Source organism: Sinanaerobacter sp. ZZT-01, from assembly GCF_035621135.1.
In the GTDB taxonomy this organism is placed as follows: domain Bacteria; phylum Bacillota; class Clostridia; order Peptostreptococcales; family Anaerovoracaceae; genus IOR16.
Genome location: NZ_CP141728.1, coordinates 664,041 through 681,999, shown reverse-complemented (window position 1 = coordinate 681,999; position 17,959 = coordinate 664,041). Strand labels below are relative to the sequence as shown.

The window sequence follows — 17,959 nt, the reverse complement described above, 5'->3', positions numbered from 1 at the left end:
ACGAATTTTACTTCTATAAAAAGTAATAAATAATATATTTTCTTTTTATACGGTAAATAGTTTTTTTCTAAAAAAAGGGTAAAGTAAAAAACGGATAGAAGTGAAAATATAAATTGAAATTTAGAGGAATAATAGATATAATAATTGGGCAAGCACGAAAAAGGGAAACGTGTAAGGGCAAGGAGGAATGAAATTGGCAATTACAGATGAAGTAGGTATTGACCTTGGAACAGCAAATGTATTAGTTTATATAAAAGGAAAAGGTGTGGTTCTGAATGAACCTTCCGTTGTTGCAATTAATCGAGATACAAATGATATTTTGGCGGTAGGTGAAGAAGCGCGCCAAATGCTGGGACGAACCCCAAGTAATATCGTAGCGGTGCGTCCTCTTCGGGATGGCGTTATCTCCGATTATGATGTTACTGAAAGAATGTTAAAATATTTTATTCGAAAAACGTGTGGAAATAGCCGGTTTTTTAAGCCTAGAATTATGGTTTGTGTTCCAAGCGGGGTGACAGAAGTAGAAAAGAGAGCTGTTCGGGAGGCTGCAACACAGGCAGGAGGAAAGGCTGTGTTTCTTATGGAAGAACCGGTGGCAGCGGCGATTGGTGCAGGGCTTGATATTGCTAAACCAGATGGCGTGATGGTCATTGATATTGGAGGAGGGACTACAGATGTAGCGGTTATTTCTTTAGGAGGAATTGTAACTAGCTCATCCGTAAAAGTGGCAGGTGATAAGTTTGACGAATATATCATTAAGTACATGAGAAAAGAGCACAAGCTCTATATAGGAGAGCGTACTGCTGAAGAGATGAAAATGACAGTCGGAACTGCATATCCTCGTGAAGATATTGTTGTGAAAGAATGCCGGGGAAGAGACCTTGTAACAGGTCTTCCAAAATCTGTGGAAATTACATCCAAGGAGATGATGGAAGCTTTAGATGAACCTTTACAGGTAATCTGTGAAACGGCACATGCCGTTTTAGAACGGACGCCTCCGGAATTGGCGGCAGATATCAGCAACAGTGGCATTTATATTACAGGAGGGGGCGCCTTGTTGTACGGTGTTGACCGTAGAATTCAAGAGAGAACCGGTATTCCTGTTATCATTGCGGAAGATCCAAAATCATGTGTTGCAATTGGAACCGGAAAGGCATTGAATTCAATGGATGCCATTCAGAATAACGCAATGAACCGAAAAAAATCATTTATTTAATGCGGCATTGATCAAAGAGTAAATCAGAGCTGTCTCAAAGTAGCGTAATATATTTGCTGTTTTGAGACAGCTTTTTATCTGTAGGAAGTAGTATCTTCTATCAGATAAAAAGCAGATTGTAGATATATAAAAGTCTTTGATTATTTTTTATTTTTCACTTTATAAATAAATTTTATCTGTGTTTTTGAGAAAGGTTCATTTACCTTTGATTGAAGGAGGAAATATTTTTTGGCAAAATTGGAATTGATTGCAACCGCAACCTTTGGACTGGAATCGGTGGTAAAAAGAGAAATTGAGGCTCTTGGATTTAAGATTATAAAATCAGAAGACGCAAAAATCACATATATAGGAGATGAGAGAGCCATTGTGACATCAAATATATGGCTGCGGTGTGCGGATCGTGTTCTATTAAAAATGGGCGAGTTTAAAGCAGATTCATTTGAAGAACTGTTTCAACAAACAAAGGCACTCCCTTGGGAGACGTGGATTACAGAAGATGCAAAGTTTACCGTAACAGGGACTTCGGTAAAGTCAAAGCTGCATAGCGTTCCGGCCTGTCAATCGATTGTAAAAAAGGCGATTGTCGAAAAATTGAAGGAAACCTATGCTTGTGAACAGTTTGCAGAGACCGGGGCAGAATATACAATTAAGGTTACAATCTTAAAAGACAGAGTAACGATTACGATTGATACGAGTGGAGCGGGGTTGCACAAGCGAGGATACCGGGTTAAAGATGTGGCAGCACCAATTAAGGAAACGTTAGCATCCGCCCTGGTGCAATTGTCATTTTGGAAAGCCGGGAGGCTTCTGGTCGATCCGTTTTGCGGTTCTGGTACCATTGCTATTGAAGCAGCGATGCTAGCACGAAATATTGCACCGGGCTTGCAGCGAAAGTTTGCAGCAGAGCAGTGGAGCGGCATTGAAGAAACCTTATGGAAAGAAGAGCGGAAAAAGGCATTTTCGGCAATTGACTACAATGCTGAAGTGCGGATTACAGCTTCGGATATAAACCCTACTGCGATAAAAGCAGCTATGGCAAATGCCGAAGAGGCTGGTGTTGATGACTGTATTTCTTTTTCAGTTCAGCCTGTGGCAGAGGTTAAGGCAACAGAGCAATACGGAATTATGATAGGAAACCCTCCATACGGAGAACGAATTGGAGAAAAAGAAGAGATCCAAAAAATTTACAAGGACCTTCGGAAATTCTTTACGGAAAATCCGACATGGTCCCTGTATTTGGTTACTTCAGATAAAGAATTTGAACCTCAATTCAGAAAAGAAGCAGCAGACAGACGGCGTAAGCTCTATAACGGAAGAATTGAGACTTGTTACTACCAGTATTATGGGGATAAACCACCGAAGAAACAGTTATAAATGGATTAGGAGAGATACGCTTCTAAAGCCTGTACTTTTATGGATGATTTTCTTTTCTCCTGCTGTTCAATTTTGATAGCTAGAAGAAAAGCTTTTACCGTATCCATGCAGGTAAGAACGGGAACATGGCAGTCGGTTGCTTTTCTACGTATATGAAAAGCACCGCTCTGTGGATCATTTAGATGCTCAGGAACATTTACAACGAGAGCCATGTTTTTGTTTTGTATAGCTAAAAGCACTTCTTCCTCGGAAAGAATAGAAGCCGGTATCCTATGCTGATTTAAGAAGTTGACCGTTCCTTCTGAGCCAGAAACAGAAAAACCATGTGCACGGTATTCCTTTATTATATCAGCCGAAAATTCCGTTTTTTCACTGTCACGAAGGGAGATGTACAAATTGCCTTTCTTTGGAATCAGAACACCAGAGGCAAGAAACCCTTTGTAAACCGCATCGGAAAATTCGGAATCAATCCCAAGTACTTCTCCGGTTGATCGCATTTCCGGTCCTAGAGCAACGTCCATATCAGCAAGCTTTTCGCTGGAAAAAACGGGGATTTTAACCGCATGAAGTGCTCGGTTTTTAAAAAGACCAGTTCCGAACCTCATATCCTCTAGTTTGCTGCCGAGCATAACATCAACAGCAAGCTTTACCATTGGAATTCCAGTTACTTTGCTCAAAATCGGTACAGTCCGTGATGCACGTGGATTTACTTCAATAACATAAATTTCTTTTCCGTCATATGCATATTGAATATTGATAAGCCCTTTGACGCCTAATGCCCTTGAGATTTTTTCTGTATAGGCGGTTAATGCGCTGATTATATCTTCCGAAAGCGTATATGGTGGATAGACAGAAATGCTGTCGCCAGAATGAACGCCTGTTTTTTCGATGTGTTCCATAATTCCCGGGATTAGGATGTCTTCGCCGTCAGAAATGGCGTCGACTTCAATTTCTTTTCCCTGAATGTAGCGGTCGATCAGAACCGGATGTTCAGTGGAGAGGGAGACTGCTTCTCGCAAATATTTTTCAAGCTCCGCATCATTGTATACAACTTGCATTGCTCTTCCGCCTATAACATAGGAAGGACGAACCATCAGCGGGTATTGTAATTGGGAAGCTGCGGAAAATGCCTGCCCAATTGTTGTGACAGAAAAGCCTTTTGGAGTTGGAATGCCCAGTTCTTTTAAAAGGCAGCTGAATTTTTCCCGGTCTTCCGCAAGGTCGATGGAAGCATAGCTTGTGCCAAGGATATGAATGCTGCGTTCTGCCAAACGCTGTGCCAAATTAAGTGAGGTTTGGCCTCCAAATTGTACGATGACGCCTTCCGGGCGTTCTTTTTTTATCACATTCATGACATCATCCATATGAAGCGATTCAAAATAAAGTTTATCGGAAGTATCAAAATCAGTGCTGACTGTTTCCGGATTGTTATTAATCATAATCGCTTCGTATCCGGCATTTTGTAATGCCCATATACCATGAACACAGCAGTAGTCAAACTCAATTCCCTGCCCGATACGAATCGGTCCAGAACCGATGACGAGCACCTTTTTTTGATCGCTGATTTGACTTTCATCTTCTTTATCAAAGCAAGAATAATAATATGGTGTATGGCATTCAAATTCTCCTCCGCAGGTATCGACCATTTTATATACAGGGAAGATATCATTGTAGATCCTTATATCCTGCATGGCAGCACGATGAAGCTTCGATAAATCTTTTATTTCCTGATCGGTAAAGCCCATTGCTTCTGCTTCAAGCATCAGTTTTGGAGTAAGAGGGGAGGCAGCAAGGGTTTGTTCCATGTCAGTGATTCGTTTGAGAGCGGTTAAAAACCAAGTGTCTATCTCTGTTTGTTCATGAAGGGCATCGATGGTCGTATCTCTTCGAAGAGCTTCCGCCAAAGCATAAATGCGCTGGTCATTGGGAACGGATAGCATGGTTGAGAGTTCTTTTTTGGGAAGTGCTTGAATCCATGGTATGCGAAGACCGTTGTTCTTATTATCAAAGGATGTTAAGGCTTTCAAGAGTGCATTTTCAAAGGAATTGCTGATTGCCATAACTTCACCCGTTGCTTTCATCTGTGTTCCTAGTTTTCTGGAAGCAGTTTGAAATTTATCAAAGGGCCATGTCGGAACTTTTACGACGCAGTAATCCAAGGTTGGTTCAAAGCAAGCACTCGTATCACCTGTCACATAATTTTTCAACTCATCAAGATGATAGCCAAGGGCGATTTTTGCAGCGATCTTTGCGATCGGATAACCAGCAGCCTTGGAAGCGAGTGCGGAGGAACGGCTGACTCTCGGATTTACTTCTATGACGATGTAATGGTTACTTTTTGGATCTAAAGCAAACTGTATGTTACAGCCACCTTCAATTTTTAAACTGCGGATGATTTTTAAAGAAGCATTCCGCAACATTTGATATTCGGTATCCCGTAGTGTTTGAGACGGAGCCACGACAATGCTGTCTCCGGTGTGAACACCGACCGGATCAAAATTTTCCATATTGCAGATAATGATACAATTATCCTTAGCATCCCGCATTACCTCATATTCAATTTCCTTCCATCCTGCTACAGATTTCTCAAGAAGGATTTGTCCAATACTGCTGTTCTCCATTCCAATTTGACATTGAACCTTTAATTCCTCATTGTTATTTGCAAAACCACCGCCGGTACCTCCTAGGGTATAGGCAGGTCGAATGATCAAAGGGTAACCTACTTTCTCAGCAAATGTTTCACATTCTTCTAAGCTTGTTGCAATGATGCTTGGAGGAATTGGCTCATCAATAGTAAGCATCAGTTGCCGAAATTCTTCGCGATCTTCTGCTTTTTGAATGCTTTCTTGATTGACACCTAGGAGAGACACATTATATTTTTTTAAAATACCTTTATCTGCAAGGTGCATAGCGAGATTTAAGGCCGTCTGCCCGCCGAATCCGGCAAGAATCCCGTCTGGTTGTTCCTTTTCAATAATCTTTTCTAGGAATTCTAATTTGAGAGGCTCGAGATAAACTCGATCTGCGATACCGGGATCAGTCATAATAGTAGCCGGATTGCTGTTGACCAATACTGTTTCAATTCCTTCCTCCCGAATGGCCTTACATGCTTGGGTACCGGAATAATCGAATTCGGCAGCTTGCCCGATTATGATTGGACCGGAGCCGAGTATCAGTATTTTTTTTAAGCTTAAATTTTTAGGCATAAAGTTTGTCTCCTTTCATTAGTGTGACGAAACGGTCGAATAGGTAGGAACTGTCATTCGGACCGGGTGAAGCTTCTGGATGAAATTGTACGGAAAAGATTGGTAAGCTTCGGTGGCGCATTCCTTCCATCGTGCGGTCATTCAAATTAATATGTGAGATTTCCATTCCTGTAAGCAAGATGCTTTCTGGATCAACAGCAAAGCCGTGATTTTGAGAAGTAATGCTGCTGCATCCTGTATCTTTATCAAAAACACCGTGGTTTGCACCGCGGTGTCCGTACTTCATCTTGTACGTACTTCCGCCGACTGCGTGTGCTAGAAGCTGGTGTCCCATACAAATTCCAAAGATAGGAAGCACCGAAAGCAGTTTCTGAATTTCACGGATGGCTTCGTCAGCCTCCTGTGGATTTCCGGGACCATTGCTCAGAAACAAGCCATCAGGCTTAACGGACATAAGCTGCTCCGCTGTTGTTTTATAGGGAAATAAATAAAGATCACATTCTCTTTTTTTCAGCTCTTCCAATATACTGGATTTTATACCAAGGTCCAATATGCAGACCTTTGGACCATTTCCTCTAATATGCACCATGTCTTTTGTGCCGGCAGTCTTCATATAATCTTGTGTAAGCGTTGTTTGATCGCATAGTTTCTTTGCTTGTGCAATTGAGATTCCTTCATTGCTCAAGACACATTTCATCGACCCAAATTTTCGGATTTTTCGAGTGATCGCTCTGGTATCCATTTCAAAAAGACCAGGAACTTTTTGATGAAAAAGCCACTGGTCAATGGTATCAACAGATTTATAATTGGAGGGGTGAAAGCAAATATGCTTTGCAATTGCACCGAATGCATGGATTTTTTCCGATTCGTTTTCCGATTCGGCAATACCATAATTTCCGATTAGAGGATATGTAAAATTAATGATTTGCCCGGCATAGGAGGGATCGGTGAGAATTTCCTGATAACCGGTCATTGAAGTGTTGAATACTAATTCCCCAACTGAAGTTTTTGGGAATCCAAATCCTTCCCCTTGGAATATGCTTCCGTCTTCTAGATATAATAAACCCTTCATACTCTATATTTCCTTTCTTATATTTATAAATTAATTCGTATAATTATACATAAATAAAAATAATTATTCAACAAATAAAATAAAAAAAAGCGTAATATACTATATATTTTATACATGAATAATCGAAGGAGAGGGAAAAAGTATCATCATAATAGATGGTATACGTCAAGTCTGTAAAGTTAGGTATACAGAAAAGAAAAAGGACCTTTTCCAATTGGGACAATGCAGAAGCAACAGTAGATATAAAGAATCAGATAAAATTTTAAAAGAAGAATAAAAATAGTAGAAAGCTTTTGATATAAGGTGACAAATAAGGTATGATTTGTTTATATAAATTTCTCGTTTTGTTACAACAAACAAGTTTATTAGACATTGACATCGGTTTTTTAAAACCATATAATATGGTTTGTAAAAATATATTACATTTTGGATAAAATGAAAGGTTGAAAAGGAGCGTTTGATATGAGATATGAGGAGTTCATAAAACAAACTGTAGAGGAATTTGTAGGAGAAGGCGTTATATCGGGAGATGCATTTCCGGATATGGAACTTTATATGGATCAAGCAGTACTTTTTATTAATAAACATTTAAATGCTTATAAGAGAGAAGAAAAAGATAAGGTGATGACAAAGACTATGGTCTCTAATTATGTAAAACATCATTTGATTCCAAGACCTAAAAACAAAAAATATACGAAGGATCATCTTATTTTACTAACCCTAATTTTCTATTTAAAGGGAACCTTCCAGATGGAAGAGATTCAAACCTTAATGAAACCACTGATTGAAAATTATAATTCGGAATTTGATGAAAAATTTGATTTTTATAAAATTTATAATAATACATTAAACTTATATAAGGAAGAACAAGGTAATTTACTTTCTGAGGTAACAGGGGATATCGATCGAATCAAGAAAAACTTAGATGATGATGAACTTGCGGATGATGACACTACTGAATTATTCATGCTGATTGTAAATCTATCGATGAAAGCAAATGCACAGAAGTTTTTAGCACAGAAGTTAATGAATGAGTACTTTAATAAGGATAAAAGTAAAAAATGAAAATAACGGTCAATCATCGAAGTCAAACGCCGATTTATCGGCAAATTAAAAATCAGATTAAAGAAATGATATTAAAAGAAGAATTGCAGGATGGCTCTGCACTTCCTTCTGAGCGTGTCATGGCTAGGATTGCCGATGTGCATAGAAATACTATTATCAAAGCGTATAATGAGCTAAAGGCAGATGGTTTAATTAGTGCATCCCAGGGGAAGGGGTACCGTGTAACCTATCGTATTATGGATGAACTTGATCTGAGCCAAAATGAAACAAATAAAAAAGAGGAAGAACAAAAAAAGAATGAAAGTATTTTGTGGTCACATCTAATAAGACAGCCAGTTTTGGACTTGGAGACAACATTTGATGATTTGTTTTCTAGATCTTATGACAATGGAAATATTTCTTTTGCTGGAGGAATTGCGGCACCCGAATCTTATTACGGAGCCGATTTGGGCTTAATTTTAGAAAAACTAATTGCAGACTCAAAAGAGAGCAAAGATGATCTGTATGCCTATACACCGTATCAGGGACTTTTTGAACTGCGTCAGGCTATTTCTGTATTTTTGCAGGGAAAAGGAATCAACGCCAGACATGGAGAAATTCAAATTGTATCAGAAACCAATCAGGCCATTGACTATTTGACCGAGTTATTTATTGAAGAGGGGGATGTGGTTATTACGGAGGAACCCATCTCTCCGGATGTTTTTCGTGAGCTTCGACTAGCTGGTGCAAAAGTAATTACTGTGCCGATGGATGAAGAAGGAATGCTCACAGATTGCATCGAGCCCTTGATTGTAAAATACCATCCTAAATTCATTTATGCAAATTCAAGCTACCATGATCCGACTGGGATTATTATGAGCCTTCGAAGGAGAAAAGCACTTCTGAAGCTGTCTTATCGGTATCAAGTGCCAATCATTGAGGATGACGGTGCTTCGGAAATTTGTTATCAGCAAAATCAAACTCCATCTTTAAAAGCACTGGATACGTGTAATTCTGTTATTTATATTTATTCCTTTGCCTTAACCTTTGCACCTGGCATTCGACTGGCTTTTGTAGTAGCACCCCGTGTTGTTATTAAAAATCTCAGCCATTTAATCTCTTTGCGTTTAATCAGTTTTGACAGTCTGTCACAAAGACTGCTTTGCACATATATGAAAAACGGGATGTATCAAAAAAATCTGAAAAGTATCTGTGTCGATTACAGGAAGAAGAGAGATCGGATGTGCGAATGCTTAGGAGCAGCAGAAAAATTAGGTGTCGAATTTAAAAAACCGGAAGGTGGTGTGTATATTTGGTGCAAGCTGCCTGAAACTATGAATTTAAATCACCTGCTTACATTGGCAGGAAAAAAGGGAGTAACATTCATTCCCGGCGGTGTATTTTTCCCATATGGCACAAAAGGAGAGCAGTACATACGGTTGAACTATTCTTATCCGGGATTGGAGCAGATTGAAAAGGGAATGGGCGTTCTTCTTGAAGCAATGGAGCAAAGTTTAGAAAAAGACTGAATTTGAAGTGGATTTCAAAAGATGATAAGGGGAAAACAAAAAAACATCAAATTTTTTATGACTTTGACATAGTTTTACAAAAATTTTAACTGGCACACGCAAAAAAAATAGGACTGGTACTTTATTTTTATGGCTAATATAGTATGATTTTGTTAAAGATGTATCAAACTAATACATGTACATGACAAAAGAAATTCCCTTACGTGTATTCGTGCGATAAACTAACCTAAAAGAAAGAATGAGAGAGGTAGAAAAAATGGCAGTAAATTTAAAAGGAAGAAGTTTCTTAACATTGATGGATTTCACTCCTAGCGAAATCAGATACATGCTTGATTTGTCACATGATCTGAAAGCAAAGAAGAGAGCCGGAGTTGTAAACCATGTATTGAAGGGAAAGACCATCGTATTGTTGTTTGAAAAAGGCTCTACAAGAACAAGATGTGCATTTGAAGTAGCTGCTATGGAAGAAGGCGCAGGCGTTACTTTTCTTGACAGCGGAAGCTCTCAGATGGGCAAGAAGGAATCCTTGGAAGATACTGCAAAGGTTTTAGGAAGATTCTATGACGGAATCGAATACAGAGGATTTGACCAAAAGGTTGTAGAAGATCTGGCAAAGTTCTCCGGTGTACCGGTATGGAACGGATTGACTGATGTGGATCATCCGACTCAAATTTTGGCTGACTTGTTGACGATTGAAGAGCACTGCTCCAAGCCGTTAAACCAGGTTAAGGTTGTTTTCTGCGGCGATATCCGTAACAACATGAGCTATGCATGGATGTATGGTTGTGCAAAAATGGGCATGCATTTCGTTGCATATGGACCGGAAGAATTAAAGGTAGACGAAGCTGTTTTGGCAGAAGCAAGAGAAGTTGCAAAAGAAACTGGTGCTACCATTGAGATTTGTCATGATGCTTCCTGCTTAAAAGGTGCAGATGTACTTTATACGGATGTTTGGGCTTCTATGGGAGAAGAAGACAAGATTCCGGAAAGAGTTCGTATGCTTACACCTTATAAGGTAACGATGGAAATGATTAAGGAAACAGAAAATCCAGATGTATTGTTCCTTCACTGCTTGCCTTCATTCCATGATTTCGAAACGACGATGGCAAAAACACAGAAAGAAAAGGGATATGACATTCGTGAAGTTACGGATGAAGTATTCAGAAGCAAGCACTCTGTTGTATTTGATGAAGCAGAAAACAGAATGCATACAATCAAAGCAGTTATCGTAGCAACAATGGCATAATCTGTGGAATAATAACGAACCACAGCGTACGCGTAGGCTGTAACCCTGAATATGTAGCGGGCCGGAGGAGCGGGAGTCTTTCGGTCTGCAAAAATAGAAGGAATGGTGACAGAATGAAACCGGGAGTTAATATTTATTCCGAAATCGGAAAGTTGAATAAAGTAATGCTGCATAGACTGGGGCCAGAAGTAGAAGGATTGGTTCCGGATAATTTTGAACGACTATTGTTTGATGATATTCCTTACTTAAAAGTTGCACAGCATGAGCATGATTGTTTTGCTGATGTGCTTAGAGAGAATGGCGTTGAAGTTGTTTACTGCAAACAAGAAGTTGTAAAAGCTTTGCAGGATAAGGAAGTTAGAAAAAAATTTGCACGAGAATTTGTTGAGGAAAGCAATATTGTTTCACCTTATGCAAAGGACAGCATTTTAGAATGGTTAATGGATAAATCCGTAGAAGATATGGTGGAACAGTGCATAAAGGGAATTAAGAAGACCGATGTGCAGGTAAAGGCACCCAACTCTTTTGCAGGTATCATTGCAGAGGGGTATCCGTATTATACAGACCCGATGCCAAACTTATATTTTACAAGAGATCCGGGCGCTTGCATTGGAAATGGCGTTTCTGTAAACTGCATGCATACGGAAGCGAGAAGAAGAGAATCTCTTATGCTGAAATACGTATTTGAGCATAATAAAGAATTGATGCCTGAGGGAACGCGCCTTTGGTATCAGCATGAAGGTCCAAATCCAATTGAAGGCGGAGACATTTTAGTGCTTTCCCCTGAAATTTTAGCGATTGGTCTTTCTCAAAGAACTTCTGCGGAAGCAATCAGCATTTTGGCAGAAGAGGTGTTAAAGAGCGAGAACAGTTTTAAGAAAATTTTGGTATTTGATATTCCAAAACGTCGGGCATTTATGCATCTTGATACGGTATTTACGATGGTTGATTACGATAAGTTTACGATTCACCCGGAAATTGAAGGGCCATTGCATTTGTATGAGATTACTTTAGGTAAAGATGGAGCGTTACAGTTTGTATCTGTAACGGATACATTAACAAATCTTTTGAAATCCGAATTAAAGCTCCCCGCTGTGGAATTGATTCGCTGCGGAGGCAATGATTTAATGGCAGCACAAAGAGAACAATGGAACGATGGTTCTAATACATTGGCAATTGCTCCGGGTGTAGTTGTTACTTATGACAGAAACTATATTACAAATGAAATACTAGCTAATTACGGGATTAAGGTACTCACCATTCCTAGTTCTGAGATTTCCAGAGGCAGAGGTGGCCCAAGATGTATGAGTATGCCGATTAACAGAGATTAAGTGATAATAAGGTTTGCACTAGAAGAAGGCAGAATCGCTTAAATGGAGGATAAAATGAAAGAAAAATTAGTAATTGCTCTGGGTGGGAATGCATTACAGGATTCAAAAGGTCCTGCAACTGCAGAAGCTCAGCTTGATGTAGTAAAGAGAACTTGCGAATACATTGCTGAAATTGTGAAAAAAGGGCATGAAATTGCAATTGTTCATGGCAACGGCCCGCAGGTTGGAAGAATTCTTTTAGCATCTGAGACTGCAAAAGATGTTACTCCTGCAATGCCGTTTGATGTTTGTGGTGCAATGAGCCAAGGCTACATTGGATACCATATTCAACAAGGTTTAAAGCAATCACTCAAAAAGATTGGAAAAGACATCCCAGTTGTTACTTTAGTGACGCAGATGGTTGTGGATAAGGAAGATCCGGGATTTAAGAATCCTACAAAGCCAATTGGTCCATTTTATTCCGAAGCAGAGGCAAAGGAAATGGAAGCAAAAGGCTATAATATGAAAGAAGATGCAGGAAGAGGCTTTCGTCGTGTCGTAGCTTCGCCGATTCCATCTAAAATTTGCGAGATCGATTCTGTAAACAGATTATGGAATTCTACCATTGTAGTTACCTGTGGCGGCGGCGGAATACCGGTTGTTGAGACAGAGCAGGGCTTAGAAGGCGTAGCTGCTGTAATTGACAAGGATTTTGCGGCAGAATTATTGGCAGAGCAGACAGGCGCAGATGCCCTGATGATCTTGACAGAAGTTGAGCAGGTTGCAATTAATTTTAATAAACCGGATCAGAAGAATTTAGCAGAGCTAACAGTAGAAGAAGCTGAAAAGTATATAGAAGAAGGTCACTTTGCACCGGGAAGCATGCTTCCAAAGGTACAGGCAGCAGTAAAATTTGCAAAAGCAAACCCTGGTAAAAAAGCAATTATCACTTCACTTTATAAAGCAGTAGATGCTTTAGAAGGAAAAACAGGGACCGTAATTACTCTATAAAAACGATACCTTTTATACTCTCATCTAAATATAGCAAAAGAAGAAAACTGGTACATCTAACCTGGAAAACAGATGTATCAGTTTTCTTTTTTACCACTTAAAATGTAATAAAAAGATCCTTCTATTGCAGACAGTTTCAATAGAAGCTTTAATTTTCGTATTATCTTGACAGATGAAAAAAAAAAAAGTTATAATAGCGAGGATTTGAAGTTTTGATTATTTACGAGGCTAAAATACAAGATAGGAGATATTATGAAATTAACAAAAAGGAAGATGAATGATACGATTTGGATACTAACACTTGCGATCTCGATTTTATTGATTTTTGTTGGAAACCGTATCGTAAGCAAAGACTTGGATTTATTTGTAGAAAGTGACTCTGCTGCTGCGAAAGCGAATGTAGTAGAAATAATTGGAGAACAGCAGAAAGATTATTCACTTGGAGGACAGGAATTTAAAAATCGAGCCATTCTTTTTAAATGTAAGATCCTAAATGGTGAGCAAAGAGGGAAAACCGTTACTGTCTCTCAAATTCTTGATGAATCGTATGCGCCGTTAAAAGAAATTGAGCTGAAGGATAAAGTGATTATTTATAATTATCCTTCGGAGGAATTTGGAACAGAGTGGGTTTTCGGCGATTTCGCAAGACTTAATGTCATTATTTGGATGTCGCTATTATTCTTTGTATTGATGATTATCTTAGGTGGAAAAAAAGGAATCAATACCATTCTATCCTTATCACTGACTTGTCTGGCTGTATTTGCAGTTTTTATTCCGTCGGTATTGAATGGTTATAATATTTACATAACTTCATTGCTTACATGTATCTATACCATTATAATGACGCTGCTGCTTGTAAACGGTATGGGAAAAAAAACGCTTGCAACTATTTGCGGGTGTGTATTTGGTGTTATTGTGTCTGCCTTACTGACAGTCGGAATGGATCAATTTTTATATATGACAGGATACGTAGATGAACATTCCGTTTACTTACATATGATGAATGTTGAAAATCCAATTGACTTGAAAGCAGTAATTTTTGGCGCAATTGTAATCGGTGCAATGGGAGCCGTTATGGATGTAGCCATGGACATAGCATCTTCCTTATATGAAATACAGCAGCATATGGAGAATATTTCATTTCATAAACTTGTTCGCAGTGGTTTGACAATCGGAAGAGACATTATGGGAACCATGTCAAATACATTGGTACTGGCATACATTGGAAGTTCCTTTTCCAGTGTTTTACTCCTGATTACCTATACAAGCTCTATGACAGAACTTTTGAATCGAGAGCAAATTATTGCAGAGATATTACAAGCCCTAGTGGGGAGCACGGCTATTCTTTTGACGATACCGCTTACTGCGGTTGTATGTGGAATTTTATATACCAAAAAAAGCGAGACATCAACAGAAATTAAAAAAAATGATGAGAAATAGAAATATGAGGAAAATGGGAGTTGAATACATAATACATATCTGATAAAATATAAAAGATATAGACTCCTTCCATATGGTTGGAGTTTGAGATATTAAAGTGTATTATAAGGGGGAAAAGAAATGAAATTTCATACACTAAAAAAAGCATTTGCTTTTGTCTTAATTTTGACTATGGTATTTTCTAGCAGCCTCACGGTATTTGCTGCGGAGACATCTACTCAAATAAAGGTTCAGTTGAACGGTGAAATGATTGATTTTACTGATGCGGCACCTAAAATGGTAAATAGCCGAGTAATGATACCATTCCGTGCAATTTTAGAAAAATTGGATGCTACCGTTCAATATGATCAAGAAAAAGAGATGGTAACAGCAAAGCTGGGAGATAGAAACATCTCATTTGCAGTTGGAAATACGGACCTTAAAGTGACAACTGGTGAGCAGACAGAGAGCAAAAAGATGGACGTAGCTCCTTTTGTTGACCAGAAAAACGACCGTACATATGTATCGACTCGTTCTATCGCAGAAGCATTTGGTTATTCTGTAGGATGGGACAATGCAAACAAAGCAGTTATTATCATTGATTTTGATAAAATATTTAAAAATGCCGATAAGGATTTTTCTTATCTAAGCATGCCGTATGCGGTGGAATATGATTCTGAAAAAACATATAAAACGACAGGTACTTTAGATGGAAATGTAAAAATTGCGTCACCGTTAGATGCTAAACAAGCAATGAATGTCGGTTTTTCCGGAAGGTTAGCGGCCTTGCAGCAGCGAATGAATGCAGATATGACTATGAATATGGCTTTGGATTTGGATGCTTTGTTCAAGTCTCAGGATATGACTGAAGAAGAAAAAGCTGCATTAGCACCGATGAAAGATGCATTGAAAAATATTGAGATGCAGATCAAGATGAGTGATTCAGGTATTATGTACATAAAGTGTCCGATGTTATCCAATGTTATGGGAAGCTTAGGTCAGAAAGTTGAAGCTGATACATGGTATAAGATGGATATGAACGCTATGTATGAAGAAATGGGAATGGATTTCCAAAGTATTATGAATATGAGCAAAGGCTTCTCTGGAAATATGAATTTGTCTGAACTTCTTACAAAATTCATCAGTGGCATTTCAGCTGACTTTACAGTTGACACCTACAAAGATGTAAACACCACGTATGCTCTTGCAAAAGAACTTGCTGGAGATGCAGCGTTCAAGACAGTAGGCAATACACATACTTTAACAATTGATAAAAATGCTCTAAATACTGTTCTTGATAAAAAGTTAGGGCTTTCCAAAGAAGCGTTAAAAGAGTTACAGGAATCTGATTTTTCTTGCACAATTCAATTGAATGAGCTAGATGGAAAAATAAAGGATACAAAGGTTAAATTTTCCATTAATTCAAAGGATATTTCTATGGATCTGGATGTAAGCGGAGATGCTTTGAGCTCTGTTTGTAATGTAGTAATGAGTATCCCTAATACAATGGAAATGACGATGAATATGAAAGCAGAATCAAAGGTTTCTACTGAAAAAGTTGACACAACAATTCCTAAAGGAGCAAATGTTGTGGATTACATGAAAACGTTTGAAGGCTTAAACTAAAAGTATGACTGGATTTTAAAAATATAAGAGAAAAGAGGGGATTCAAGGTCAGAATATGGCTTGAGAGATTCCCTCTTTTTTTATTTAATGCTAAAAAGCAAAACGAGAACGATTTTAACCGTTCTCGTTTTGCTTTTATTATCATTAAAGATTTGATAAAGAATATTTTTTATTCATCATTCAATGCCGGCTTTGGATAGTGAACATGTAGAAGATGATGTACATCTTCTGGTTTCATAGCAGAATAAAGACTTTTTACTTGTGGATTTTCATCTGAATATTTGAGCTGAGCGATTCCGTCTGCATTGTAGATGCTTTCTGTCCTCTTTTCACGAGTGAGCCGCCTTTTAGCAATTGGCTGACCGCCGCCGCATACACAGCCGCCAGGACAAGCCATCACTTCTATAAAGTCATAATAGATACTTCCGCTCTTCATCTGCTTGATTAATTGATCCGCATTTTGTAGCCCGTGAGCAACTGCGATTCGAATTTCACGATCACCAACTTCAATCGTAGCTTCTTTTATTCCTTCCATACCACGAACCCCGCAATAGGAAATGGCTTGAAGTGATTCCGAAGTTTTTTCAGCATTGCAACGACGAATTACAGCTTCTGCAACACCTCCTGTGACACCAAATAAGAGTCCGGACCCGGAAGCAAGACCAAACGGCATATCAGGAGATTCCGGCGTAAGGTTGGAAAGATCAATGCCGGCTTCCTGAATCATATACGCCAATTCTTGTGTTGTGATACAAATATCAACATCACGCTTTCCCTTATGAACAAATTCCGGTCTTGAAACCTCTGCTTTCTTTGCAGTACAAGGCATAATTGCGACCATAATGGTTTCTTTATCATTCCACTTTGGTTGTGTAAAATGATTTTTAGAAACTGCGCCGAGCATCTGCATTGGAGATTTACAAGTAGAGATATTATCCAAAAGATCCGGATGCTTGCTTTCAACAAACTTAACCCATGCTGGACAACAAGAGGTAAACATAGGAAATGGACCGCCATCTTCTAATCGTTTCATAAATTCGTTTGCTTCTTCGACAACAGTCATATCTGCAGATAAACTTGTGTCATAGACATAGTCAAAACCTAATCGGTTTAGAGCTGCGAAGGCTTTTCCGGTAACCAGTTCACCGGCAGGAAGATCAAATTCTTCGCCGAGTGCAACTCGGACAGCCGGAGCCATTTGACAGACAACACGCTTATTTGGATCAAGCAATACATCCCAAACTTTTTGTGTTTCCGATTTGATTACCAACGCTCCGGTTGGACAGACTGCTACGCATTGTCCGCATGAAACACAATCGGTATCACTCAGCTTTTTATTAAATGCCGTTGTTACTTGAATATCTGCACCGCGGTAGGCAAAGTCCAAGATACCCATGCCTTGTGTTTCGGAACATACACGCACACAGTCACCGCATAAAATACATTTGCTCGGATCACGAATGATAGAAGGACTCGATTGATCAACAGGATGTATCTCACGGTTATTATCAAAACGAATGTGCTTCACCCCTAAACGGGCTGCAAGAGAGCGAAGTTCACAGTCATCGTTTTTTTCACAGACTGTACAGTCTCTGCAATGGTTTGCCAAAATAAGCTCCAGAATCATTCGTCTATGCTTCAATAATTTTTTTGTATTTGTCTTAATAGACATTCCGTTTTTTGGTAGAGTAGAGCATGCAGCCATAACTGTGCCTCTTTCATCTTCTACCACACACATACGGCAAGCACCATAAGTACTTAGAGAAGAGTGATAACAGAAGGTTGGAAGGTGAATTCCGGTTTTTCGAATAACCTTTAATATATTTTTTTCGCCCTCAAGTTTTACTTTTAGGCCATCAATCCACATAAATTCATCGTGGTTTGTTGTTGCAATTGTATTCATTGT

The 17,959-nt window shown here is 38.9% G+C and carries 12 protein-coding genes; 9 read left to right on the top strand and 3 right to left on the bottom strand.

Features of this window, described 5'->3' with window-relative positions; all coding sequences use genetic code 11:
* Positions 1 to 187 precede the first annotated feature (187 nt).
* A complete protein-coding gene (locus tag U5921_RS03305; RefSeq protein WP_417765036.1) occupies positions 188 to 1,216 on the top strand; it encodes a rod shape-determining protein in 1,029 nt (342 codons plus the stop codon).
* 228 nt (positions 1,217 to 1,444) lie between these two features.
* Positions 1,445 to 2,590 carry a class I SAM-dependent RNA methyltransferase gene (locus tag U5921_RS03300; RefSeq protein WP_324825056.1) on the top strand — a complete coding sequence of 382 codons (1,146 nt, stop codon included), beginning with the start codon at positions 1,445 to 1,447 and terminating at the stop codon, positions 2,588 to 2,590.
* Positions 2,591 to 2,595: 5 nt separating this feature from the next.
* Here U5921_RS03300 and carB read toward each other — a convergent pair whose 3' ends face one another.
* Both carB and carA read right to left on the bottom strand, forming a co-directional pair.
* A complete protein-coding gene (gene carB, locus U5921_RS03295) occupies positions 2,596 to 5,796 on the bottom strand; it encodes a carbamoyl-phosphate synthase (glutamine-hydrolyzing) large subunit (RefSeq protein WP_324825055.1) in 3,201 nt (1,066 codons plus the stop codon).
* A complete protein-coding gene (gene carA, locus U5921_RS03290; RefSeq protein ID WP_324825054.1) occupies positions 5,789 to 6,868 on the bottom strand; it encodes a glutamine-hydrolyzing carbamoyl-phosphate synthase small subunit in 1,080 nt (359 codons plus the stop codon). The genes carB and carA overlap by 8 nt, the downstream gene beginning before the upstream one ends.
* A 462-nt stretch (positions 6,869 to 7,330) precedes the next feature.
* Here carA and U5921_RS03285 point away from each other — a divergent pair, with 462 nt between their 5' ends.
* From U5921_RS03285 to U5921_RS03255, 7 genes are all read left to right on the top strand, one after another.
* The gene (locus tag U5921_RS03285; protein ID WP_324825053.1) at positions 7,331 to 7,933 is read left to right on the top strand and encodes a DUF1836 domain-containing protein; all 603 of its coding nucleotides are present in this window, start codon (positions 7,331 to 7,333) and stop codon (positions 7,931 to 7,933) included.
* Complete coding sequence (locus U5921_RS03280) at positions 7,930 to 9,441, top strand: PLP-dependent aminotransferase family protein (protein WP_324825052.1); 1,512 nt, start codon at positions 7,930 to 7,932, stop codon at positions 9,439 to 9,441. Before U5921_RS03285 ends, U5921_RS03280 begins: the two co-directional genes overlap by 4 nt.
* Positions 9,442 to 9,697: 256 nt before the next feature.
* Entirely contained in the window at positions 9,698 to 10,687 is a 990-nt protein-coding gene (argF, locus tag U5921_RS03275) for an ornithine carbamoyltransferase (RefSeq protein ID WP_324825051.1), read from the top strand.
* 113 nt (positions 10,688 to 10,800) lie between these two features.
* The gene (locus U5921_RS03270; RefSeq protein WP_324825050.1) at positions 10,801 to 12,018 is read left to right on the top strand and encodes an arginine deiminase; all 1,218 of its coding nucleotides are present in this window, start codon (positions 10,801 to 10,803) and stop codon (positions 12,016 to 12,018) included.
* A gap of 54 nt (positions 12,019 to 12,072) precedes the next feature.
* Positions 12,073 to 13,008 (top strand): carbamate kinase, encoded by a 936-nt coding sequence (gene arcC, locus U5921_RS03265; RefSeq protein ID WP_324825049.1) that lies wholly within the window; start codon positions 12,073 to 12,075, stop codon positions 13,006 to 13,008.
* Positions 13,009 to 13,260: 252 nt separating this feature from the next.
* Entirely contained in the window at positions 13,261 to 14,448 is a 1,188-nt protein-coding gene (locus tag U5921_RS03260; RefSeq protein ID WP_324825048.1) for a YibE/F family protein, read from the top strand.
* A gap of 120 nt (positions 14,449 to 14,568) precedes the next feature.
* Entirely contained in the window at positions 14,569 to 16,053 is a 1,485-nt protein-coding gene (locus U5921_RS03255; protein ID WP_324825047.1) for a copper amine oxidase N-terminal domain-containing protein, read from the top strand.
* Between the two features lie 169 nt (positions 16,054 to 16,222).
* Here the strand turns inward: U5921_RS03255 and U5921_RS03250 are convergent, their stop codons facing one another.
* On the bottom strand, positions 16,223 to 17,956 hold the full coding sequence (locus tag U5921_RS03250) for a [FeFe] hydrogenase, group A (protein WP_324825046.1): 1,734 nt from the start codon (positions 17,954 to 17,956) through the stop codon (positions 16,223 to 16,225).
* Positions 17,957 to 17,959 lie beyond the last annotated feature (3 nt).

Excerpts from the sequence above, each read along its gene's own strand:
- U5921_RS03255 (WP_324825047.1), top strand. The coding sequence starts at position 14,569 with ATGAAATTTCATACACTAAAAAAAGCATTTGCTTTTGTCTTAATTTTG.
- U5921_RS03280 (WP_324825052.1), top strand. The coding sequence starts at position 7,930 with ATGAAAATAACGGTCAATCATCGAAGTCAAACGCCGATTTATCGGCAA.
- arcC (WP_324825049.1), top strand. The coding sequence starts at position 12,073 with ATGAAAGAAAAATTAGTAATTGCTCTGGGTGGGAATGCATTACAGGAT.
- U5921_RS03260 (WP_324825048.1), top strand. The coding sequence starts at position 13,261 with ATGAAATTAACAAAAAGGAAGATGAATGATACGATTTGGATACTAACA.
- U5921_RS03270 (WP_324825050.1), top strand. The coding sequence starts at position 10,801 with ATGAAACCGGGAGTTAATATTTATTCCGAAATCGGAAAGTTGAATAAA.
- U5921_RS03250 (WP_324825046.1), bottom strand. The coding sequence starts at position 17,956 with ATGAATACAATTGCAACAACAAACCACGATGAATTTATGTGGATTGAT.
- argF (WP_324825051.1), top strand. The coding sequence starts at position 9,698 with ATGGCAGTAAATTTAAAAGGAAGAAGTTTCTTAACATTGATGGATTTC.
- carB (WP_324825055.1), bottom strand. The coding sequence starts at position 5,796 with ATGCCTAAAAATTTAAGCTTAAAAAAAATACTGATACTCGGCTCCGGT.
- U5921_RS03285 (WP_324825053.1), top strand. The coding sequence starts at position 7,331 with ATGAGATATGAGGAGTTCATAAAACAAACTGTAGAGGAATTTGTAGGA.
- carA (WP_324825054.1), bottom strand. The coding sequence starts at position 6,868 with ATGAAGGGTTTATTATATCTAGAAGACGGAAGCATATTCCAAGGGGAA.
- U5921_RS03305 (WP_417765036.1), top strand. The coding sequence starts at position 188 with ATGAAATTGGCAATTACAGATGAAGTAGGTATTGACCTTGGAACAGCA.